The sequence below is a fragment of the Streptomyces monashensis genome, assembly GCF_001866665.1.
Classification (GTDB): domain Bacteria; phylum Actinomycetota; class Actinomycetes; order Streptomycetales; family Streptomycetaceae; genus Streptomyces; species Streptomyces monashensis.
Window position 1 is genome coordinate 22,512 of the sequence record NZ_MLYO01000031.1, and the last position, 20,144, is coordinate 42,655.

Below are 20,144 nucleotides of genomic sequence, written 5' to 3' on the forward strand. Positions count from 1 at the left end.
CGTGTCCCCTTCTCCCCTGGCCGCCCGGGAGCCGCCCCGGGTGCCTACCACTCGCTTCCCGCGATGTCGGACTCCTAGACCTGCGCGGGGGCGACGGGGTTGTGGTTCCGGCCGGACTGTGACGAAACGGTGAACTTCGTCGCCTTCGTCAGGACGGGCGCTTCACGGCCGCCAGGAAACCCGTGTTCACGGCCGTCAGACCGCCGTCGACCACCAGCGTCGTCCCCGTGATCCAGGCCGCGTCGCGGGAGGCGAGGAAGGCGACCGCGGCGGCGACGTCCTCGGGCTCGCCGATGCGGCCGAGCGGATAGAGGGGCCGGACGGCGTCCAGTTCGTCGTCGCGGCCCTCCCACGCCGAGGTGCGGACCGTGCCCGGCACCACGAGGTTCACCCGCACCCCCCGGGCCGCCGCGTGCCCGGCGAGCGTACGGGTCAGCGAGGCGAGGCCGGCCTTGGCGGCGCTGTAGGCGTGGTTGCCGAAGTCCTGGCCGCCGTTGACGGAGCCGATGCTGACGATCGCCCCGCGCCCGGAGGCGACGAGGTGCGGCAACGCGGCCCGGCAGCACCGGCGCACGCCGGTGAGGGTGATGTCGAGGTCGTGCGCCCACCCGTCGTCGGAATCGTCCTCGAAGAGCGGGGCGTCCGGGGTGCAGTGGGCGGCGCAGTTGACCAGCACGTCGAGCGAGCCGAACGCGGCGACGGCCTGGGCGACGGCGGCGTCCACCGAGGCGCGGTCGGCGACGTCGCACGCCGACGCCTCGGCGTCGAGCCCCTGTTGACGCAGGGACGCGGCCGTCCGCTCGGCCTCGGGCAGGTCCCGGTCGGTCAGCAGGACGCGGCCGCCCTCCTCGGCGATGCGCCGGGCGACGGCCGCGCCGATGCCGCGGGCCGCGCCCGTGACGAGTACGCCGTGTCCGGCGAATCGGGTGTGATCGGTCATGGGGCGACCGTACGGCGCCGAGCCCGTCGTTTCACCGGGTACGGCGGGAACGGCCTCTCGGGCGGTTCAGTGTCCCCGTTCGATCCACTCCTCCAGGTGCGGTGCCTCGGCGCCGATCGTGGTGGACTCGCCGTGGCCGGTGAGGACCTTGGTCTGCGGGGGCAGCGTGAGGAGCCTGTCGCGGATGGAGTCGATGATCGTCGGGAAGTGGGACCAGGACCGTCCGGTGGCGCCGGGGCCGCCCCGGAAGAGGGTGTCGCCGGTGAAGACCGTGCCGAGCCCGGGGTCGTACAGGCAGACGGCGCCGGGGGCGTGGCCCGGGGTGTGGAGCACGGTGAGGTCGGCGCCGGCCGCCTCGATGACCTGGCCGTCGACGAGGTGCCGGTCGGGGTCTCGGTGCGGGTGGGTCTGCTTCCACAGCGGCAGGTCGTCGGGGTGCAGCCAGATGACGGCGCCGGTGAGGTCGGCGAGCGCGGGGGCCGCGTCGATGTGGTCGTTGTGCGCGTGGGTGCACACGATCGCGGTGAGGCGGCGGTCGCCGACGGCGGCGGCGATGGCCTCGGCGTCGTGGGCGGCGTCGATGACGATCACCTCGTGGTCGTCGCCGACGATCCACACGTTGTTCTCGACGTCCCAGCTGCCGCCGTCGAGCGTGAACTGGCCGGAGGTGACGAGGTGTTCGATGCGGGCGGTCATCACAGCACCACCACCGAGCGCAGCACGTCGCCGTGGTGCATCCGCTCGAACGCCTTCTCCACCTCGTCGAGTCGGACGGTCTCGGTGACGAACGCGTCGAGCGGGAGACGGCCCTGCAGGTGCAGGTCGATGAGCACGGGGAAGTCCCGGGAGGGCAGGCAGTCGCCGTACCAGCTGGACTTCAGGGCGCCGCCGCGGCCGAAGACGTCCAGCAGGGGCAGTTCGAGCTTCATCTCGGGGGTGGGGACGCCGACGAGGACGACGGTGCCGGCGAGGTCGCGGGCGTAGAAGGCCTGCTGGTACGTGTCCGGGCGGCCGACGGCCTCGATGACGACGTCGGCGCCGAAGCCGCCGGTCAGCTCGCGGACCGCCTCGACGGGGTCGGTCTCCTTGGAGTTCACGGTGTGGGTGGCGCCCAGGGTGCGGGCCTTGGCCAGCTTGCGGTCGTCGATGTCCACGGCGATGATCTTCGCCGCGCCGGCGAGGGTCGCCCCCGCGATCGCCGCGTCGCCGACGCCGCCGCAGCCGATGACGGCCACCGAGTCGCCGCGTCCGACGTCGCCGGTGTTGATGGCGGCGCCGAGGCCGGCCATCACCCCGCAGCCGAGCAGTCCGGCGACCGCCGGGGAGACGGCCGGGTCGACCTTGGTGCACTGCCCGGCGGCGACGAGGGTCTTCTCGGCGAACGCGCCGATCCCGAGGGCCGGGGACAACTCGGTACCGTCAGTGAGGGTCATCTTCTGCTTCGCGTTGTGGGTGTCGAAGCAGTACCAGGGCCGGCCCCGCAGACAGGCCCGGCAGTTCCCGCACACCGCACGCCAGTTGAGGACGACGAAGTCACCGGGCGCCACGTCCGTGACACCTGCGCCGACCGACTCCACCACGCCCGCGGCCTCGTGGCCGAGGAGGAAGGGGAAGTCGTCGGAGATGCCGCCCTGCTTGTAGTGCAGGTCGGTGTGGCAGACACCGCAGGCCTGGACGCGGACGACGGCCTCGCCGGGTCCCGGGTCCGGCACGACGATCGTCTCGACCCGTACGGGCTCGTCCTTCCCCGGTGCGATCACACCGCGGACTTCCTGCGCCATGGTCTGGTCCCTTCCATCGATTGCCTTCGCTGCCGACCCTACGCGTGACCGATCGGTAGCGGTGCGGGCCACGGCGGTGATCGTGGATCTCTCGCCTGACCGGATTTGTTCGTGAACATTCCACACTTTCCGGGAAGTGACTGGAAAAGGTCATTCCATGATGACAATTCTTTTGCAGGGTGCGGGAATCCTCCTGGTGTCTGCACCCGGTCCGGTCGTGCCTCAATGGGGGCATGCCTCTTGACGGCTGCACGGGACGTACCGCCTTCCTGTTCTCGGCCGGTGCCTCGCCACGGCCCGGAGCCGCAGCCGAACTCCGGGAGGAGTTCCCGGTGTTCGCCGAGACGCTGGACGACATCTGCGCGCGCCTCGACCCGTATCTCGAACTCCCGCTGGCCTGCGTGATGTTCGCGGCCGACGGCACCCGGACGGCGGCCCTCCTGGACCGGGTGACGTACGCCGGTCCGGCGCTGTTCGCGCTCCAGGCGGCGCAGTGCCGGCTGCTGTACAGCTGGGGCGTCCGGCCGGACGTGGTCTACGGCCAGGCGGCCGGACGGATGGCCGCCGCGTACGCCGCCGGTGTCTTCTCGCTGGCGGAGGCCTGTCACGCGGTCGGCAGCCTGGCCCGTCTCCTCGGCGCCCTGCCCGACCCGGCCCCGGGGCGCTCCGCCCTGGAAGGCGTCCTCGGCGCCTACGGCCGTACGCTCGCCACCCTGCACCCGCGCGCGCCGCGCCTCCCGCTCGTCTGCGACGTCACCGCCCGCCCGGTGGGCGCGGAGACCGCCGAGCCGGAGTTCTGGGTACGGCGCACGCCGCACCGGTTCGCGGACACGGCCGGGGTGCTGCATCGCGACGGGGTCCGCGTCTGGCTGGAACTGGGCCCCGCCGATGTGCTCGTCCGCCTGCTGCCCGGCTGTCTGCCGGACGGCCCGGCGGCGGCCTTCGCCCTGTCGCGGGACTGGGCGGTGCTGCGGGCGGGGCCGGGGGCGGAGTCCGGCGGCGGACAGCCGTGAGGGCCGCCCCCGGACGGGGCGGCCCTCGACGTCCCGGGACCGCCGGGCCCCCGGCCGAGGACGGCCTCGGCGGCGGATCGGGCCTCGGCCGGCAGCACGCCCGTCACGGGCCGGCGAGGTCGGTGACCTGGTGCAGCTTGTCCAGCTGGTGGACCCGGTTCAGCGCGCGCATCTGCTCGGAGACCTTCGGGACCTCCTTCCTGTGCGCGGCCGGGATACCGGTCACCGCGATCGCGTCGAGCGTGCTCATGGGGTTGAGCAGCGCCTTGTGCGGCGCGCTCGGGGGCGCCGCGTTCGCCGTCGGGACGGCGAGGCCCGTGATCCCGGCGGCGAGACCGAGGGCGGCGACGATACGTCGAGAGGAGATCATGCCCTCAACAACGCCCCCGGACCCCGGCCGGACACGGGTGGCGGGCCGCGCTCACCGGTGAGGCGGAGGCGTCCGGCTGCGCTTGCCGTGCCCGCCGGGCCGGAGGAGCCTCGAAGGGTGGAGCCCGCGCGGCCCGGTCCGCGCCGGGCCGCGGGCGTCCGAAGGAGGTCACCATGGGGACCGTGACAGGGTCCGGCTTCGACATCGAGACACTGCGCCGGGCCGTGGAAGGCAACACCGGCAACTCCCTGCTCGCGCTCTACGCCGACGAGGCGGAGATCCGCATCGTCGACCACGACCACCAGCCCAGCCACCCCAGCGTCCTGCACGGCCGGGCCCAGATCGCCGAGTTGCTGGACGACATCTACAGCCGCGACATGACGCACAAGCTGGGCCAGTGCGTCGTACAGGGCGACCACGTCGCCTTCAGCGAGGTCTGCCAGTACGGGGACGGCACCAAGGTCCTCGCCGAGTCGATGCTCACGCTGCGCGACGGAAAGATCGCCAACCAGCTGATCATCCAGGCCTGGGACGAGTAGGCGATCTCGGGCATGACCGGCGCCGGAAGGAGAACGGCGAGGGTCCAGGTCACCTCCCGGCTGACCTGGACCTTCTCTGCCCACGCGAGCCTGGGAGGGCTGCGGCTGCGGTCGGTGCGGGCGCTGCGGTCGGTGCTGGGGCAGGCGCGGCCCCGTCCGGCGCCGCGCGCCCGGCGCTCCCGGCGCCGCTGAGCCGGGCGGACCACCCGCCGGGCCGCCCTCGTCGGCGAGGACCCGGCGTCCGTGACCTACGTCCGGACGAAGCAGAACCGCTGCCGCGAGGCCGGCACCACCTCCCGCCACGTGGCACTGCCCGCCGCCACGACCACAGCCGCACTCGTGGACAGGCGGGGTGGGGGTCCCCCCGCGCGAGCGAAGCCGAGCGTGGGGGGGCGGTGGTCGTGGGCCGCAGCGCGATCCTCGGCATGCTGGTCCTGGCCCGGGACGCGACGGTGGCCTACTGCCACTCGCGCACCCGGGACCTGTCGGCGGCTTCGGCTCGGCCGTGGAGCGGGCCTCGCTGATCACTCCGGTGCCCGGTGGCGTCGGTCCGATGACGATCGCCGCCCTGCTGGAGCAGACGGTCGCCGCCGCGACGACGGCGACCGCCCAGGAGGTGGTCAGGTCCGGGACCACTTCTGGTTGTCCTGCCCGTTGCAGGTCCACAGGACCAGTGAGGTGCCGTTGCCGGTGGCCGCGTCGTAGGCGTCCAGGCACAGTCCCGCGTGGACGTTGGTGATCGTGCCGTCGGTGTTCAGCGTCCACTTCTGGTTGTCCTGGCCGTTGCAGTCCCAGATCACGACCTCGGTGCCGTCGGTGGTGCCGAGGTCGTAGGCGTCGAGGCACTTGTCGCCGTAGACGACCAGTTCCTTGCGGGAGGTGTACGTCCAAGCCTGGTTGGCGCCGCCGTTGCAGTCCCACAGCGCGGCCTGGGTGCCGTTGGTGATCGTGTTGTCGTGGACGTCGGCGCAGCGGCCGGACTGCTTGCCGGTCAGGAGTGTGCCGTCGGTGCCCGGGAGGGGCCGGACGGTGAGGGTGCCGAGGGCCGGAGCACCGGTCGACGCAAGGGAGTTGGCGGCTCCCTTGGTGAGGTTCACCTGGACCGAGACGGTGCCCTGAGCGGAACCGGTCGGCGGGAAGGAGACCGTGGTGGCCGTCTGCCCGTCGACCCTCAGGGTGCCGGTCACGGGTGTGGAGCCGGTGTTGGTGTAGGCGATGTCGGCCACGGCCAGCCCGGTGCTCGCGGCGCTCACGCCGGTGTAGGTGCCGGCGGCGGTCACGCTGTAGTCGCTGCTCGCCGCCTCGGTGCCGGTCACCTTGAGCATGACCGATCCGCCCGCCGGGACACCGGCGGTGTAACTCGTCGTGTACGAGCCGAGGGTGGAGCGCGCCCACAGGTCGCGCACCGTCGCCGGGGCACCGGTCAGGCCGAGGTCGGACCAGCGGACGGTGATGTTCCGCGCGGCGGAGGTGCGGTTCAGCAGCACGACGGCCCGGGCGCCGGTGCCGGACAGGACCTTGCCGTACACCTGGAGTCCGGCGCTGTCCTCGGCGACCTTGACACCCTGGAGGCCGCGCGGGTCCTGGTCGACGGCGACGACCTCGGGGTTCTTGAGGATCCCGGCCGTCTCGCTCGTCATCGTCGCCAGGTCGTTGCCGGCCAGCAGCGGGGCGCCGGAGATGGCCCACAGGGCCATGTGGGTGCGGTTCTGCGCGGCCGTGAGGCCGGGCATGCCGGTCATCAGCATGTCGGGGTCGTTGTAGTACCCGGTGTGCTGGGCGGCGGGGTGCTGGGCCTGGTCGAAGTTGGACAGCATGTTCGCCTGGGAGGGCGTGTTGCCGTAGTAGACGATGTCCGTGCTGGTGCGCCACATGGTGGCGAGGCCCGGCGCCCAGTTCCAGGGGTTCTGCTTGCCCCAGTTGCACGCGGACAGCGTGAGCGGGCGGCCGGTGGCCGCGGTCGCCCTGGTGACGGCGGAGCTGATCGACGTGTACGCCGTCTTCGCGTCCAGACCCTCGGCGTCACCGCCGCACCAGTCGACCTTGACGACGTCGAAGCCCCACTTCGAGAACTGGAGCATGTCCTGGTCGTAGTGGCCCTCGCTGCCGGTGTTCGGCGCGGCGGGGCGGCCGGTCGGGTAGTAGTAGCCGCAGCCGTTCTTGCCGGCGTCGGTGTAGATGCCGGCCTTCAGGCCCTTGCTGTGGATGTAGTCGGCGATGGCGCTCATGCCGCCGGGCCACTCACCGGTGTCGACGGTGATGTTGCCGGCGCTGTCGCGGGTGCCCTGCCACCAGCCCTCGTCGATGTTGATGTACCGGTAGCCGGCGGCGGGCAGACCGGCGGCGACGAAGGCGTCGACCTGCTGTTTGATGACGTTGTAGTCGATCTTCGCGGCGAAGCTGTTCCAGGAGGCCCAGCCCATCGGCGCGGCGGGCACCGCGATCTGAGGGGCCGTCGCCGCCTGGGCCGGGCCGGGCTGGGCGAAGAGGAGGGCGGCGGCCGCGGTCAGCGCCAGGACGAGCGCGCGGACGGCGCCGGCTCTGCAACGGCGCAGCAGGCCTTCGGCGGTCGGACGGGGTGGGGGATGCATCGGCGCCTCCGCGTGCGGAACGGAATCCACGCTGATCGATACGCCGACCGGCGGTCAGGTCGACACGATCAGTACGGTCGAGATGTCGAACACGGATCGATAATACGAACGTGTCGCGCGCCGACCGTAGAACCGCCCCGGGAATGAAGTCAACGGCTGCGACAGGGGTGAACCGGCCGTGCCCACAGGGCCGTTGGGTCCCGCGCATGGCGCCGTGCCGCCATACTGGGTCATCGTGCGCATTGCGATCATGACGGCGGGTTCCCGGGGCGATGTCGCCCCCTACACCGGACTGGGGCACCGCCTCGCCCGCGCCGGGCACGAGGTCACCCTGGTCACCCACGCCCGCTTCGAGCCGTTGCTCTCCGGCTCGGGCGTGCGCTTCCACCCGCTGCCGGTCGACCCCCGGGCGGAGCTGGAGTCGCCGCGCGGCCGGGGCCTGCACCGCAGCGCCGGTGAGGCCACGAAGCTGGTGCGCCTCGCGGACATGGCACGCCGGCTGGTCGGGCGGATGACGGAGGACCTGCTCATGGCGGCCCGCGACAGCGAGGTACTGCTGCTCGCCGCCTCGCTCGCCCCGCTCGGCCACACCATCGCCGAGGGGCTGCACCTGCCGAGCATGGGGGTGTATCTCCAACCCCTCGCCGGGACACGGGAGTTCGCGCCTCCGGTGCTCGGCGGCGGCTCCTGGGGGCCGGCCGTGAACCGGGTGGCCGGGCACGGGGTGTGCCTCGCCACGGAACACATCTTCTCGGGCGCCCTGCCCGGCGTGCGCGAGCGGCTCGGGCTGCCCCCGGTACGCTCCGGCGCCGCACTGCGGGCCAGGGAGCGGCGGCTGTGGCCGGTGCAGCACGGCTTCAGCCCGCTGGTGGTGCCCCGGCCCCGGGACTGGCGGCCGGGTCTGGCGGTGAGCGGCTACTGGTGGCCGTACGACACCGAGGACCAACTACCCGATGTCGTACGGGAGTTCCTGGACGACGGTCCGGCGCCGGTCTTCGTCGGGCTGGGCAGCGCCACGGTGCCGGACGCCGCACGGCTCAGTGCCCAGGTGGTGGCGGCGCTGCGGCGGGCCGGGCTGCGCGGGGTGGTCCAGCGCGGCTGGGGCGGGCTCGCGGCCGACGGCGACGACATGCTGACCATCGACGACGTGCCGCACGCACTGCTCTTCCCGCGCATGGCCGCCGTGGTCCACCACGCGGGTGCGGGTACGACCGCGGCGGGCCTGCGCGCGGGGGTGCCCGCCGTGCCGGTGCCGATCCAGTTCGACGCCGGTTTCTGGGCCGCCCGGCTGGTCGCCCTCGGCGTCGCCCCGGCCGCCGTACCGCTGCGCCGCCTGACCGTGGACGCCCTCTCCTCGGCCCTGCTGCGGGCCACCCGCGAGCCGGCGTACGGGCGACGGGCGCGCTCCCTGGCCGCCCGCATCCGCGCCGAGGACGGGGCGGCCGAGGTCCTGGCCGCACTGGAGCGGCTGGGCGGCGGCTGACACGCCCGACGGGGCAGCCTCGCGGGATCACCGGGAGAGGTCGCTCCGGTGCCCGGCTCGGCGGCGCCCGGGTCAGCCGTTCGTGAGGACCATGCGGAAGCGGGCCTTGCCGGCCAGCATCTTCTGGAAGGCGCCGTCGACGTCGTCCAGCGGGACCGTCTCGGTCATCGGGCGGATGCCGTGCAGGGCGCTGAACCCCATGGTGTCCTGCACGTCCTGCGAGGTGCCGGACGGGTGTCCGCGCACCACCCGGCCGCCCATGATCAGCTGGAACGGGGTGATGCCCATGGCCTCCGGGTCCGCACCGATCACCACCAGCTCACCGCGCGGTGCGAGGCCGTCCACGCAGGCCGTGATGGCCTCGGAGTTCCCGGCGGTGGCCAGCACGGCCTTCGCCCCGCCCAGGGACTGGAGGGCCTCGGCGACCGGGGTGCCCGCGGTGCTGTCGACGTAGTGGTGGGCGCCCAGCCGCTTGGCGAAGTCGGCCTTCTCGGCGCCGCGGGCGATCGCCACGGTCTCGAAGCCCATCGCCGCCGCGTACTGCACCCCGAGGTGGCCGAGGCCGCCGAGACCGAGCACCGCGACCAGGTCCCCGGGGTGGGCGGAGCTGTGCCGCAGCCCGTTGTACGTGGTCACGCCCGCGCAGGCCATGGGGCCAGCGTCGCTCGCCGCCAGCGCGTCCGGGATCCGGGCCAGGGCGTCGACGGGCGCGATCGTCTTCTCCGCGAAGCCGCCGTCGTAGGCCCAGCCGGGCACCTTGAGGTTGGCGCACACGATGAAGTCGCCCCGCCGGCAGGGCGTGCAGTGGCCGCAGCTGCCGCCGAACCAGCCGACCGCCACCCGGTCGCCGACCTGCCAGCCCCGGTCCCGCGCGCCCTCGCCGAGCGCGTCGACGCGGCCGGCGATCTCGTGCCCGGGGACCTCCGGGAAGGTGATGCCCGGCATCGCGGCGTGCACGAACATGGCGTCGCTGTGGCAGATGCCGCACGCCTCGACGGCGATCCGCACCTGGCCCGGCCCGGGCTCGGGCACCTCACGCTCGGCCAGCTCGAACGGGCCGCCCGCGCTCCTCACCTGCGCGACTCGATACGTGCTCATCACGCTCCCTCTCTCCCGCTCTCTCCCGCTCTCTCTCGCTCTCCCGTGGCTCGCGGTGGCCGTGCCGCCCGGCGCACGGGTGCGACGCCCCCGCACCAGCAGACCAGCTCCGGGCCGATCCCGCGCGTCGAACGGCACGGACCCGCACTGACCTGCGCCGACAGGCGAACAGCGGTCGGGGGGTCAGGCGGCGGCCGGCCCCTCGGGTCCGGGGCGCCAGCCCTCCGGCCGCAGCATCCCGAGCAGCAGCCGCACCAGCTCGTCCACCAGCTCGTCCAGCGTGGCGTCCACCCAGCCCGCGCTCCAGTCGTGCAGCAGACCGTTGACACTGCCGATGAAGGCCGTCGCCGCCAGCCGGTAGTCCCGGGGCGCCGCCTCACCGCGTACGACGGCCGCGTCCGCCTCGGCGCGGATGAGGTCGACCCAGCGGGCCCGGCGGGCCAGCCGCTGCTCCTCCAGCCGGGGGCTGACGCCGACGATCTCCACGAAGGCGATGCGGATACGGCGCGGATCGCAGGTCACGTCGCGGGCGTAGGCCCGGAAGAGCACCGTGGCCCGCTCGGCCAGCGGCAGCCCCTGCGCCGCGGCGAGGGCGTCCAGCACCGCCTGCTCGGCCCAGCCGTTGACCTCCAGGTGCAGCGCGGCGAGGACGTCCTCCAGGGTGCGGAACTCCTCGTAGAACTGACGCGTCGACAGTCCGGCGGCCTGGCTGAGCGCGGCGACCGTCGTGCCCCGGTAGCCGGGCGGCCCGCCGAACAGTTCCAGGGCCGCGTCCAGGAAACGCCGGCGCCGTTCGGCCTGCCGTTCCTCTGCGGACCGGCCGCCGTAGCGGCCCGTCGGCGCCCTGAGCCTTCCCGCCACCCGTCCCCCTCGTCGCCCCACCGTCGTCCGGCCCTTGCCCGGCCGGCTCTCAATCCTGTCGTGCACACCTCTTGTCGAGTAACCCGCCCCCTCCTTACTTTTCAGTAAGTTCACTGTGAAAGCACGCGTGTTCAGACTTCTCCCCCGAGGAAGGAGAGCAGTCATGCCTGCCTCCAGAACCAGGCACCTGTGCTCCGTGGCCGCCGCACTCGCCCTGACCGTCGCCGTTCCGGCGACCGCCGCCTCCGCCGCCACGGCCGGCTCCGGCGGTCTGCGCGAGGTGATGTTCGTCGGCAACAACTGGGACGGCACCGCCGACGTCATCAAGTCCACCGGCGACTTCGCGAAGATCGGCCGGATCGACGTCGTCCCCGACAAGGCGGAGCGACTCGCCGAGATCAACGCCGACCCGATCAAGTGGATCTACTACACGTCCATCCGCAACGAGGTGGGCCAGGGGCACGACCAGTACGTGGACGACATGTACTCCACGCCCGACGGCAGGTCCGTGGTCGTCTCCCGGCCGAGCTTCGCCGACGTGGTCTCCATCGACCTGGCCACCGACAGGGTCAACTGGCGCTTCCCGGTGGCCGGTTACCGCGCCGACCACATGGCGGTCTCCCCCGACGGCACCCGGGTCGCCGTCTCGGCGTCCACCGCGAACAAGGTGCAGGTGCTGGACATCGACACCGGTAGGGAACTCGGTGAGTTCGCCACCGGGGACAAGCCGCACGAGAACTTCTTCACCGACGGCGGCACGTACATCTGGAACATGTCCATCGGCGAGGTCACGACCTCCCTGGACGCCCCGGGCTGGGACTGGACCAAGGGCGACCGGCACATCACGATCGTCGACGCGACGACGTTCAAGCAGGTCAGGACCATCGACATGCGGCAACGGCTGGACGCGATCGGGCTGAAGGACTTCTCCAGCGCCGTCCGGCCCGCCGCCTTCACGCCCGACTGGTCCAAGCTGTACTTCCAGGTGTCGTTCTTCAACGGCTTCCTGGAGTACGACGTGGCCGCGGACAGGATCACCCGGGTGAAGACGCTGCCGGGGAACCCGGCGACGAACCCGGACCGCACCACCTGGCTGCTGGACTCGCGCCACCACGGCATCTCGATGAACCCCGAGGGCACCAAGCTGTGTGTCGCCGGGACCATGGACAACTACGCGACCGTGGTCGACCGGGCCTCCTTCGACGTCGGCCCGCTCATCGCCGCCTCGACGCCGTACTGGGCGACGGTGAGCGGCGACGGCAGGGACTGCCTCATCTCCGAGGCCGGCGCCGACCAGGTCACGGCCATCGACTTCGCCACCGGCCAGAAGGTGCTGTCCGTACCGGTCGGCGACCATCCGCAGCGTGTCCGGCTGGGGCACGTCCAGGCCGACTGGACGGGGCCGACGGGGAGTTGAGCGCCGGCGGCCTCCGGGGGGACCCCACTCTCCCCGGGGGCCGCACGGCTCCGACTCCGGGCGGCCGGGACGTCTCAGAAGTGCGCCGCCGCCCAGCCGGCCAGCTCGGACCTGGCCGCGCTCAGCAGGTCCGCCGACGGGGTCGTGGCCCCGTCGGTCACCAGCGCGTAGTGCAGGACGCCCGCGTCGGTGTCGCTGAGCAGCAGGCGGCGGCTGCCGGTGCCGCCCGGTTCGGGGGCGACGGCGACCGGCGTGCCGGCACCGGTGTAGGCGGGCGGGGCGCAGACCGTGCCGAGGTCGGAGACGACGGTGGTCGAGGCGGTCGGGAAGGATGCCGGCAGGTGCAGTTCGGTGGGCGCGGTGCCGTCCCCGGAGCGCCACACCAGCAGCCCGTACCGGCCGGCGCCCACCAGCTGCGCCACGTGCGGCAGGCTGCTCGGCACGGGATTCCAGGCGAGGGTGGTGGAGCCGTCGCGGGAGCGGTCCTCGTAGGTGAAGGCCAGGGTCGTACCGGCCGTGGCGCTCGGGTAGAGGCGGTCCAGCAGCCGGGCGTCCTGGCGGAGGGTGACGTCGCCGGAGCCGTCCAGGTCCACGGCGGAGAGGTCCTCACCGTTCCATGCGTCGCCCGAGGTCTGCACCTTGTCGGGGTTGCCGTTCATCAGCTCGTGATGCCGGCCGCTGTAGATGTCCCACTGCCACTGGGTGCCGGACAGGACCGGGCCCGAGGCGGCCGGGTCCGACCACCAACTCGCCCCCGGCAGACGGGAGTCGAGGGCCTGGTACATGGCCTTCAGGACGGTCGGCGCCTTGTCGGACACCGTGCCGGACAGGGGGTGCCCGAACTCGCTGACCAGGGCCGCGGTGCCCGCGGAGGCGGCGCGGTCGCGGACGGCTCCGAAGTCGGAGGCGTACTGGCCGTCGGCCGCCTTGCCCCACATCAGGATCCCGGAGATGGCCTTCTGGTCGTAGAAGTGCGTGTTGAAGACGTACCGCGGGCCGAGGGTGCCCGCGTCCAGCAGCCCGCCCTCCTGCTTCTGGGTGGAGATGTCGGAGTTCCAGAAGAGGCCGGGTTCCACGAAGGCGGGCTTGTCCTGCCAGCCGGCGGCGTCCATGGCGGCGCGGAACCTCACGTAGAACGGCCACAGCAGATCGCGTTCCCAGGTGCGGGAGGTCTGCCCGGAGTCGTAGCTGCCGGCGTAGGGCTCGTTGTACGGGTCGAAGCCGGTGACGGCGGCGAACTCCGCGGCCGTCAGGTGCTGTTGGAGGTAGGTCATGGTCGTTCGCGCGGTGGCGAGGAAGGCGTCCTGGAGACCGTAGGTGTCGTGCCAGAAGTCGTACTGGGCCTTCTGCACGGCCGCGTTCTGGGTGATGTTCTGGCCCCAGAAGAGGCAGATGCCGCAGGACTCGGCGGGATAACTCCCGGCGTCCACCGCCCACTTGGGGGCGCCGTCGCCGGTGTACCAGCTGCCCGCGCCGAAGAGGTGGCGGGAGTAGAGGTCCTGGTGGAAGTCGGGGAAGACGCGGATGCCCTCGTCCAGGAAGGCGCGCATCTGGTCGGTGACGGCGGCCAGATAGGCGGTGTCGACCTGGCCGCGTACGGGTTCGGCATGGGCCCAGGAGAGCAGGAAGCGGACCGCGTTGCCGCCGCCGAGGGCGCGCAGCGCGGTCGCGGACGTGCGGGCGTCGGCGACGGAGGCGAACGGCAGGCCGCTGTTCTCCTCCAGTTTGGTCTCGCCGGAGACGTTGTAGCCGCGCAGGACGATCTCGCGCCCCTGGCCGTCGGTGAACCGGCCGTTGTGCACGGTGAGCGCGGAACCGTCGAACCAGAGGGAGTCGGAGGGGAGAGCCGAGGTGGCGGCGGTGGCGGGCGGAGCACCCGCCACCGTCAGGAATCCGCTGAGGACGACCAGGACAACGAGCAGACGTGCCCGGATGTTCGACATGTCCACCACAGTCCGGCCCGCCGAAAGCCACGTCAATACCACCTGACTCACAAGTAAGTTGACTCTCAGTCAGTCCGGTGGGACAGGTTCAGCAGGTACTCCTTGCGGTTGAGCGGGTTGTGGTCGGTGCGCGGCCGCTCGGGGACGGCGCCCCGGGCGATCGGCGCGTAGTGGTCGAACGCCGTCTCCAGCGCGCCCTCGCCGCGGGTGAGCCCGGGCAGCCGCTGCTGCAGCTCGTGCACCCGGGCGGCGGGCAGCCTGCCCTCCAGCACGGCGGCGGCCCCGGCCGCGGCGGTGCGCTCCGGTACGGCGCCGAGCCGGGCGAGCACCGGCAGCAGCGTGCCCAGCGAGTCCGCCGGGGCGTCGAGCCGGAAGCGGTGCACCGGCTCGTGCACGACGGTGCCCGCGCGGCGCAGCGCCTCGGCCAGCACCAGCGGGGTCAGAGCCCGGAAGTCGTGGGCGGTGCTCAGGACGCTGTTGTACCCGCAGTGGGTCACCGTCACCGTGCAGTCGGGCACCTGCCAGCCGCGCAGCCCCTGACCGAGCGTGTCGCGGACGGTGTCCTCGACGGCGTTGAAGAAGGCGTACGGCATCGAGCCCAGCTCCACCTCCAGCCGGAACGCCACGCCCGCTCCGGGCGGTGCGGGCGCGACGCGCAGGCCGACCGTGGCGAAGAACGGATTGGGGTCCTTCCCGATGAACTCGACGGCGTGCCCGGCGCCGGCGGGCCGTTCCACGCACAGGGTGGTCGTCTCGCGGAAGGTGACGTCCAGGCCGTACTCCTCGGCGAGGGTGGCCTGGACGACCTCCTTCTGCACCTCGCCGTAGAGGGACACCGAGGTCTCCTGGCGCGGTTCGTCGTGGCGGACACCGATGAGCGGGTCCTGTTCGGCCAGCTGGGTGAGCGCCAGGTGCAGGGTGCGCCGGTCCGTGCCGGGGCCGGGGACGACCACGGTCTCCAGGGTCGGCGGTGCGAAGTGGTGCTCGTACGCATGCCCGGGTGTACCGAGTGTGTCCCCGGTCCGGATGCCGTCGAGGCCCCACACCTTGACGATCCGCCCGGCAGCGGCGTGGTCCCGCCGGGTGTCGGTACCGCCGTCGAAGACGCTCAGCGCGGTGATCCTGCCGGTCGCGCGGCGGGCGGCGCCGTACGGGACACGGTCGCGGACGCGCAGGGTGCCGCCGCGCAGCCGCGCGTAGGCGATCTTCTCGCCCGCCGGGCCCCGTTCCACCTTGAAGACCGTGCCCGACAGCGGGCCGTCCGGGTCGCCGCCGGCGGTGGGCAGCAGCCGTTCGATGCCGCCGGCCAGTTCGGGCACCCCGGCGCCGGTGATCGCGGAGCCGAAGTAGACGGGATGCACGCGGGAGCCGCGGGTCTGGGCGGCGAGGGCGGCGTGCAGCCGGCCGTCGGGGATCCCGCCGTCGAGGTAGGCCGCGAGCAGTTCGTCGTCGTGGCCGGCGAGCACTTCCGGGGCGGTGGGGGCGAGGCCTGGCACGAAGCGGGCGGCGCGGGTGCCGGGCGCGGCGGGGCGGCCCATCGGGACGAGCGGTACGGCCAGCCGGCGGGAGAGCTGATCGAGCACGGCGGAGCCGTTCGCGCCGCGCCGGTCGATCTTGTTCACGAAGATCAGGGTGGGGATGCCCAGCCGGCGCAGGGCGCGCAGCAGCACCCCGGTCTGCGCCTGGACACCCTCGACCGCCGAGACGACCAGGACGGCGCCGTCGAGGATGCCGAGCACGCGCTCGACCTCGGCGATGAAGTCCGGGTGACCGGGGGTGTCGACGAGGTTGACCGTGACGCCGTCGAGCGGGAACGACACGACGGCGGACTTGATCGTGATACCGCGCCGGCGTTCCAGCGCGAGCGTGTCGGTCCGGGTGTTTCCGTCGTCGACGCTGCCGATCTCGTCGATGACCCCGGCCGTGTGCAGCAGCCGTTCGGTCAGGCTGGTCTTACCGGCATCGACATGGGCGAGAATTCCGAGATTGAGCAGATGCACTGAGCGTGGTGTCCTTCGGCATGGGGTGGATTCCTTCCTGGGCGGACATGCACGCAGCGCGCATCGCTGGACCTTCCTGTGTGACGTCTGTCGGAACCCCGGCAGTGCAGCAGATGCCGTCCCCGGGCGGCAACGGATTAACGCTCGCCGGAACCCCCTCCAGCACTCGCCGCACGCCGGACGTGGTCGTAATGTGACGTACGGCCATGACGGGTCGCTTTCTCCCCTGTCGGCATGGTCGGGGCGGGGAGAGGAGTGGAGCGTGCGTGAGGTTCTGCCGGCGCTGGCGCGCTGGCACGCGGCCGGGGTCCCGTTCGGGCTGGCCACGGTCGTCGCGGTCAGCCGCAGCGCGCCGCGCGGTCCCGGTGCCGCGATGGCGGTGGGCCCGGACGACGAGGTGGTGGGGAGCGTGTCCGGGGGCTGTGTGGAGGGGGCCGTGTTCGAGCTGGCGCAGGAGGTCGTGGCGAGCGGCGAGGCGCGGCTGGAGACGTTCGGGTACAGCGACGCGGACGCCTTCGCGGTCGGCCTCACCTGCGGCGGTGAGATCACCCTGCTGGTACGGCCGGTGACCCCCGAGTCGGACCCGGCGTTCGGGGCGGTCGCCGCGTCGGTCGCGGCGGGCGAGCCGGTGACGGTGGCCACGGTGGTGGACGGACCCGCGCCGCGCGGCGCCACGCTCGCCGTCTGGCCGGGCCGGGCCGACGGCACGCTCGGCGCGCCCGGCCTCGATGTCGCCGTCACCGCCGACGCGCGCGGCGAACTCGCCCTCGGCGCCTCGGTGATGCGGCACTACGGGCCGCACGGCGAGCGCCGCGAGGACGACGTGACGGTGTTCCTCCAGTCGTTCGCGCCGCCGCCGCGCATGCTGGTCTTCGGAGCGATCGACTACGCGGCCGCGGTGGCCCGCGTCGGCGACTTCCTCGGCTACCGGGTGACCGTCTGCGACGCCCGCCCGGTCTTCGCCACGCCGAAGCGTTTCCCGGCCGCGGTCGAGGTCGTGGTCGACTGGCCGCACCGCTACCTCGCCGGCACGCGGACCGACGACCGCACGGTGATCTGTGTCCTCACCCACGATCCGAAGTTCGACGTCCCCCTGCTGGAGGAGGCCCTGCGCCGCCCGGCCGCCTACGTCGGCGCGATGGGCAGCCGCAAGACCCACGACGAGCGGCGCGCACGACTCGCCGAGGCCGGTCTGGGCGAGGCCGAGCTGTCCCGGCTGCGCTCACCGCTCGGGCTCGACCTCGGGGCCCGTACACCCGAGGAGGTCGCGGTGTCCGTCGCCGCCGAGATCGTCGCCCTGCGCTGGGGCGGCTCCGGCGCACCGCTGACCACGACCGCCGGGGCCATCCATCCGCCCGCCGTGTGAGGGGCCCACCGCGTCCGGGAGGAGCAGGTCCGGCCGACCTGACGGTGCCCGGCCGCCCTGTCCGGATCGGGCAGACCCCGTGGTGGACGCGCGGTCAAAGGGACCGCGCCCACTGGCTCCGGCGACCGCTACGCGGTGTCGCCCGCCACGCGTGCGTGCAGGTGCTGGTCGTGCCAGCCGTCGGCGTGCAGGAGGGCGCTGCGCAGGGTGCCCTCGTAGGTGTAGCCGGCCTTCTCGGCGACCCGGCAGGACGCCGGGTTGGCGACCGAGTGGCACAGGCGCAGACGGTGCAGACCCAGGTCGTCGAGGGCCCACTCGCTGACCCTGCGCGTGGCCTCGGCGGCGATGCCGCCGCCGCGCGCCTCGGGCAGGAGCCAGTAGACGATCTCGGCACTGCCCGCGCGCAGATCGATGTCGCCCCATGCGCACAGTCCGACGGCGGGTCCGCCCGGCGCGGCGACGGCCCACACCGCGAAGGTCTCGGCTCGCCAGCGCGCGTGCATCCGCTCGATCCTGGCGAGCGCGTCCTCACGGCTGTCGACGGCGAGCCGGTTCCACCGGCGGATCGCGGGGTCCTGGGCGGCGGTCAGCAGCGTGTCGGCGTCGTCGAGGTGCCAGGGCCGCAGCTGGAGTCCGCCGGGCAGGGCGAGCACGGGCTGCTCGCTCCCGGCCATGCGCCCCGGCGGAACGACGTCGCCCGGGATGCCGTTGTCAGAGATCATCCGCGCATCCTGGCACAGGGCCGCTACCGCTGCGGCAGCCGGTGCAGGGTCACGTCGGTGAGGGCGCCGTCGGCGAGCGTCGCGGTGAGGTAGGTGCGGTGCGGCTGGCGGCGGCGGTCGGTCGGGGAGCCCGGGTTGAGCAGGCGCAGGCCGGTCGGGGCGGTGGTGTCCCAGGGGATGTGGCTGTGGCCGAAGACCAGCACGTCGAGGTCGGGGAAGCGGGCGGCGCAGCGGGCCTCGCGGCCCCGGGCGGGGCCGGTGTCGTGTACGACGCCGAAGCGCAGGCCGTCCAGTTCGGCGCGGGCCACCTCGGGGAGCCGGGCCCGCAGCTCGGGGCCGTCGTTGTTGCCGTGGACCGCGATCAGGCGGCGGCTGCGGCTCTCCAGCAGGTCCAGGGTGGCGGTGTCGACCCAGTCGCCGGCGTGGAACACCACGTCCGCGTGCGGGAGTTCGGCCAGCAGTGGCACGGGGAGCTGCTTGGCGCGCCGGGGCAGGTGGGTGTCGGACATGATCAGCAGACGCACGTGGCCAACCTAGCCGAGGCGCGGCCGGCGGGCCCGTAATTGTTCAGATGGAACTGAACAGCTCGAGCTGGACAGTTTCAGCTGTCGGTCCTACGCTGGCGGGCATGGCTGACACCTCCGACTCCGCCACCCGCGCCGCGCGCGATCTGCGTGTGGTCTTCAGCCGGTTGCGGCGCCGGCTCCGCGAGGTCGCGCAGGACACCGACCTCAGTCCGTCCCAGGAGTCGGCGCTCACCCTGGTCGGCAAGCACGGCGCCGCCACGGCCAGCGCGCTCGCCGCCACCGAGGGCGTACGGCCGCAGTCGATGGCGACGACCCTGGCCGCCCTGGAGCAGCAGGGGCTGATCCGGCGTGCCCCCGACCCGGCCGACGGCCGCCGTCAGCTGGTCACGCTGACCGAGGCCGGCCGGGCCCGCGTGGAGGACAACCGGCAGGCGCGCAGCGAGTGGCTGGCCCGCGCCTTCCAGGAGCGGTACTCCGAGGAGGAGAGGCAAGCCGTCCTCAGGGTGCTGGAGCTGATGGACCGGCTGTCGGAGCCGTGATCCGGCCGTAACGGCGAGGCCCACCGGGCACCGGAAGCGGGTGCCGCCCCTCCCCCGCCGGAACCGACCACCCGCTCGTCGCCCCGGTGGTCCTCGGCTCGGCCCTGAACCCGGTCGATTGCCCGATGACCGCCGTGGCGCCGTGGCGTCGGTGCCGATCGGCCTCGCGCTCGGCGACGTGCCCGCCGGCACCCCGGGCCGCACGGCGGCCCGGCCCTGTTCACGCCCGCCGGCGCCCTCCTGCTGCCGGCGACGACCCCGGCCGGCCGTTCCCTCGGCCGGCTCACCCCCTCCCCCATGACCGCACCACTCGGAAAGGCCCGACCGACCATGTCGCTCACCACACTCGACCCCCGTACCGCCGTCGTCGCGATCGACCTCCAGAACGGCATCGCCGCCATGCCCACCCAGCCGTACGCCGGCCCCGAGGTCGTCGCGCGCACGGCGGAACTCGCCGACGCCTTCCGCGCCCGGAACCTGCCGGTGGTCCTGGTCCGCGTCTCCTTCTCGGCCGACGGCGGGGACGTCGTGCCCGGCCGTACCGAGCGCCAGGTCCGCGGCCTCGCCTTCCCCGAGGGCTGGGACCTGATCGTCGACGAACTGTCCGGCCACGCCGGCGACATCCACGTCACGAAGCACAACTGGAGCGCCTTCCACGGCACCGACCTGGACGTCCAGCTGCGCCGGCGCGGCATCACGCAGATCGTGCTGACCGGCATCGCCACCAGCATCGGCGTGGAGTCCACCGCCCGTGACGCCTATGCGCACGGCTACCACGTCACCCTCGCCACCGACGCGATGGCCGACGCCGACGCCGAGGCGCACGCGAACAGCGTGGAGCGGATCTTCCCCCGGCTCGGCGAGAGCGGCACCACCGCCGAGGTCCTGGAACTGCTGGCCAAGACCCACGCCTGAGCACCGCCCGACCGTCCCGGCGGGCCATCGCGCCGGGAC

The 20,144-nt window shown here is 73.2% G+C and carries 18 protein-coding genes and 1 pseudogene; 8 read left to right on the plus strand and 11 right to left on the minus strand.

What is annotated here, in order from left to right; all coding sequences use genetic code 11:
• Window positions 1-148: 148 nt before the first annotated feature.
• From BIV23_RS18135 to BIV23_RS18145, 3 genes are all read right to left on the minus strand, one after another.
• Window positions 149-940, minus strand: a complete 792-nt coding sequence (locus BIV23_RS18135) for an SDR family NAD(P)-dependent oxidoreductase (protein WP_071381924.1) — start codon at window positions 938-940, stop codon at window positions 149-151.
• A 66-nt stretch (window positions 941-1,006) separates the two neighbouring features.
• Entirely contained in the window at window positions 1,007-1,636 is a 630-nt protein-coding gene (locus BIV23_RS18140) for an MBL fold metallo-hydrolase (protein WP_071381925.1), read from the minus strand.
• Entirely contained in the window at window positions 1,636-2,721 is a 1,086-nt protein-coding gene (locus BIV23_RS18145) for an S-(hydroxymethyl)mycothiol dehydrogenase (RefSeq protein ID WP_071381926.1), read from the minus strand. Before BIV23_RS18145 ends, BIV23_RS18140 begins: the two co-directional genes overlap by 1 nt.
• Window positions 2,722-2,954: 233 nt before the next feature.
• Between BIV23_RS18145 and BIV23_RS18150 the strand changes: the two genes are divergently transcribed.
• Window positions 2,955-3,734, plus strand: a complete 780-nt coding sequence (locus tag BIV23_RS18150; RefSeq protein WP_079173224.1) for an acyltransferase domain-containing protein — start codon at window positions 2,955-2,957, stop codon at window positions 3,732-3,734.
• A 103-nt stretch (window positions 3,735-3,837) separates the two neighbouring features.
• Here BIV23_RS18150 and BIV23_RS18155 read toward each other — a convergent pair whose 3' ends face one another.
• Entirely contained in the window at window positions 3,838-4,104 is a 267-nt protein-coding gene (locus BIV23_RS18155) for a hypothetical protein (protein ID WP_071381928.1), read from the minus strand.
• Window positions 4,105-4,277: 173 nt separating this feature from the next.
• Between BIV23_RS18155 and BIV23_RS18160 the strand changes: the two genes are divergently transcribed.
• Together BIV23_RS18160 and BIV23_RS53235 are read left to right on the plus strand one after the other, a co-directional pair.
• Window positions 4,278-4,643 carry a nuclear transport factor 2 family protein gene (locus tag BIV23_RS18160; RefSeq protein ID WP_071381929.1) on the plus strand — a complete coding sequence of 122 codons (366 nt, stop codon included), beginning with the start codon at window positions 4,278-4,280 and terminating at the stop codon, window positions 4,641-4,643.
• 219 nt (window positions 4,644-4,862) lie between these two features.
• Window positions 4,863-5,241: pseudogene (locus BIV23_RS53235) on the plus strand (tetrahydrofolate dehydrogenase/cyclohydrolase catalytic domain-containing protein); the annotation flags it as partial.
• Window positions 5,242-5,263: 22 nt separating this feature from the next.
• Here the strand turns inward: BIV23_RS53235 and BIV23_RS18165 are convergent.
• A complete protein-coding gene (locus BIV23_RS18165; RefSeq protein ID WP_079173225.1) occupies window positions 5,264-7,234 on the minus strand; it encodes a ricin-type beta-trefoil lectin domain protein in 1,971 nt (656 codons plus the stop codon).
• 250 nt (window positions 7,235-7,484) lie between these two features.
• Between BIV23_RS18165 and BIV23_RS18170 the strand changes: the two genes are divergently transcribed.
• Window positions 7,485-8,717 (plus strand): glycosyltransferase, encoded by a 1,233-nt coding sequence (locus BIV23_RS18170; protein WP_071381930.1) that lies wholly within the window; start codon window positions 7,485-7,487, stop codon window positions 8,715-8,717.
• A 72-nt stretch (window positions 8,718-8,789) separates the two neighbouring features.
• On the opposite strand, the gene BIV23_RS18175 is transcribed toward BIV23_RS18170, so the two are convergent.
• Both BIV23_RS18175 and BIV23_RS18180 read right to left on the minus strand, forming a co-directional pair.
• Complete coding sequence (locus BIV23_RS18175) at window positions 8,790-9,815, minus strand: alcohol dehydrogenase (RefSeq protein WP_071381931.1); 1,026 nt, start codon at window positions 9,813-9,815, stop codon at window positions 8,790-8,792.
• A gap of 183 nt (window positions 9,816-9,998) precedes the next feature.
• Window positions 9,999-10,676, minus strand: a complete 678-nt coding sequence (locus BIV23_RS18180; protein ID WP_071381932.1) for a TetR/AcrR family transcriptional regulator — start codon at window positions 10,674-10,676, stop codon at window positions 9,999-10,001.
• Between the two features lie 163 nt (window positions 10,677-10,839).
• Between BIV23_RS18180 and BIV23_RS18185 the strand changes: the two genes are divergently transcribed.
• Window positions 10,840-12,093 (plus strand): YncE family protein, encoded by a 1,254-nt coding sequence (locus tag BIV23_RS18185; RefSeq protein WP_071381933.1) that lies wholly within the window; start codon window positions 10,840-10,842, stop codon window positions 12,091-12,093.
• Window positions 12,094-12,167: 74 nt separating this feature from the next.
• Here BIV23_RS18185 and BIV23_RS18190 read toward each other — a convergent pair whose 3' ends face one another.
• Together BIV23_RS18190 and BIV23_RS18195 are read right to left on the minus strand one after the other, a co-directional pair.
• Entirely contained in the window at window positions 12,168-14,036 is a 1,869-nt protein-coding gene (locus BIV23_RS18190) for a cellulase family glycosylhydrolase (protein WP_071382058.1), read from the minus strand.
• Window positions 14,037-14,101: 65 nt separating this feature from the next.
• Complete coding sequence (locus tag BIV23_RS18195; protein WP_071381934.1) at window positions 14,102-16,036, minus strand: elongation factor G; 1,935 nt, start codon at window positions 16,034-16,036, stop codon at window positions 14,102-14,104.
• 262 nt (window positions 16,037-16,298) lie between these two features.
• Here BIV23_RS18195 and BIV23_RS18200 point away from each other — a divergent pair, with 262 nt between their 5' ends.
• Complete coding sequence (locus BIV23_RS18200; RefSeq protein WP_071381935.1) at window positions 16,299-17,402, plus strand: XdhC family protein; 1,104 nt, start codon at window positions 16,299-16,301, stop codon at window positions 17,400-17,402.
• Window positions 17,403-17,530: 128 nt separating this feature from the next.
• On the opposite strand, the gene BIV23_RS18205 is transcribed toward BIV23_RS18200, so the two are convergent.
• On the minus strand, window positions 17,531-18,124 hold the full coding sequence (locus tag BIV23_RS18205; RefSeq protein WP_071381936.1) for a GNAT family N-acetyltransferase: 594 nt from the start codon (window positions 18,122-18,124) through the stop codon (window positions 17,531-17,533).
• A 23-nt stretch (window positions 18,125-18,147) separates the two neighbouring features.
• Window positions 18,148-18,648 carry a metallophosphoesterase family protein gene (locus BIV23_RS18210; RefSeq protein ID WP_071381937.1) on the minus strand — a complete coding sequence of 167 codons (501 nt, stop codon included), beginning with the start codon at window positions 18,646-18,648 and terminating at the stop codon, window positions 18,148-18,150.
• A 104-nt stretch (window positions 18,649-18,752) separates the two neighbouring features.
• Here BIV23_RS18210 and BIV23_RS18215 point away from each other — a divergent pair, with 104 nt between their 5' ends.
• Window positions 18,753-19,190 (plus strand): MarR family winged helix-turn-helix transcriptional regulator, encoded by a 438-nt coding sequence (locus BIV23_RS18215; protein WP_071381938.1) that lies wholly within the window; start codon window positions 18,753-18,755, stop codon window positions 19,188-19,190.
• A 330-nt stretch (window positions 19,191-19,520) separates the two neighbouring features.
• The gene (locus BIV23_RS18220) at window positions 19,521-20,105 is read left to right on the plus strand and encodes an isochorismatase family protein (RefSeq protein WP_071381939.1); all 585 of its coding nucleotides are present in this window, start codon (window positions 19,521-19,523) and stop codon (window positions 20,103-20,105) included.
• Window positions 20,106-20,144 lie beyond the last annotated feature (39 nt).

Bases quoted from the DNA above. Each gene is read 5' to 3' on its own strand.
- BIV23_RS18170 (WP_071381930.1), top strand. From the start codon at position 7,485: ATGACGGCGGGTTCCCGGGGCGATGTCGCCCCCTACACCGGACTGGGG.
- BIV23_RS18135 (WP_071381924.1), bottom strand. From the start codon at position 940: ATGACCGATCACACCCGATTCGCCGGACACGGCGTACTCGTCACGGGC.
- BIV23_RS18145 (WP_071381926.1), bottom strand. From the start codon at position 2,721: ATGGCGCAGGAAGTCCGCGGTGTGATCGCACCGGGGAAGGACGAGCCC.
- BIV23_RS18155 (WP_071381928.1), bottom strand. From the start codon at position 4,104: ATGATCTCCTCTCGACGTATCGTCGCCGCCCTCGGTCTCGCCGCCGGG.
- BIV23_RS18215 (WP_071381938.1), top strand. From the start codon at position 18,753: ATGGCTGACACCTCCGACTCCGCCACCCGCGCCGCGCGCGATCTGCGT.
- BIV23_RS18160 (WP_071381929.1), top strand. From the start codon at position 4,278: ATGGGGACCGTGACAGGGTCCGGCTTCGACATCGAGACACTGCGCCGG.
- BIV23_RS18205 (WP_071381936.1), bottom strand. From the start codon at position 18,124: ATGATCTCTGACAACGGCATCCCGGGCGACGTCGTTCCGCCGGGGCGC.
- BIV23_RS18140 (WP_071381925.1), bottom strand. From the start codon at position 1,636: ATGACCGCCCGCATCGAACACCTCGTCACCTCCGGCCAGTTCACGCTC.
- BIV23_RS18220 (WP_071381939.1), top strand. From the start codon at position 19,521: ATGTCGCTCACCACACTCGACCCCCGTACCGCCGTCGTCGCGATCGAC.
- BIV23_RS18165 (WP_079173225.1), bottom strand. From the start codon at position 7,234: ATGCATCCCCCACCCCGTCCGACCGCCGAAGGCCTGCTGCGCCGTTGC.
- BIV23_RS18175 (WP_071381931.1), bottom strand. From the start codon at position 9,815: ATGAGCACGTATCGAGTCGCGCAGGTGAGGAGCGCGGGCGGCCCGTTC.
- BIV23_RS18150 (WP_079173224.1), top strand. From the start codon at position 2,955: ATGCCTCTTGACGGCTGCACGGGACGTACCGCCTTCCTGTTCTCGGCC.
- BIV23_RS18190 (WP_071382058.1), bottom strand. From the start codon at position 14,036: ATGTCGAACATCCGGGCACGTCTGCTCGTTGTCCTGGTCGTCCTCAGC.
- BIV23_RS18185 (WP_071381933.1), top strand. From the start codon at position 10,840: ATGCCTGCCTCCAGAACCAGGCACCTGTGCTCCGTGGCCGCCGCACTC.